Source organism: Bacteroides sp. OF04-15BH, from assembly GCF_003477995.1.
Classification (GTDB): domain Bacteria; phylum Bacteroidota; class Bacteroidia; order Bacteroidales; family Bacteroidaceae; genus Paraprevotella.
This window is the reverse complement of sequence record NZ_QUEM01000041.1, coordinates 1-201: the sequence shown is the minus strand read 5'-3', so window position 1 is coordinate 201 and position 201 is coordinate 1. Positions and strand designations below refer to the sequence as shown.

1 pseudogene is annotated in these 201 nt (G+C 45.3%); it reads right to left on the bottom strand.

Features of this window, described 5'->3' with window-relative positions:
* Window positions 1–201 (bottom strand): annotated as a pseudogene (locus DXA74_RS16675) (site-specific integrase); the annotation flags it as partial.

Below are 201 nucleotides of genomic sequence, written 5' to 3'. Positions count from 1 at the left end.
TTTGTCCTGTCCGAAAAATATTTCCTGTAACAGACGTGCCGTTATAGCCTGGTTCTGTTCTTCCAGCTCACAAAAAATCTGATGTAACTTGATTCTCGCATTTTCGATGTAGGCATTCAGATCGCATGATTTGCGACTTTTGCCTCTGGCGGATTCCTTTGCCTGACTCCAGAGAGACGGGGCAATGCTTTTGCGGATGTT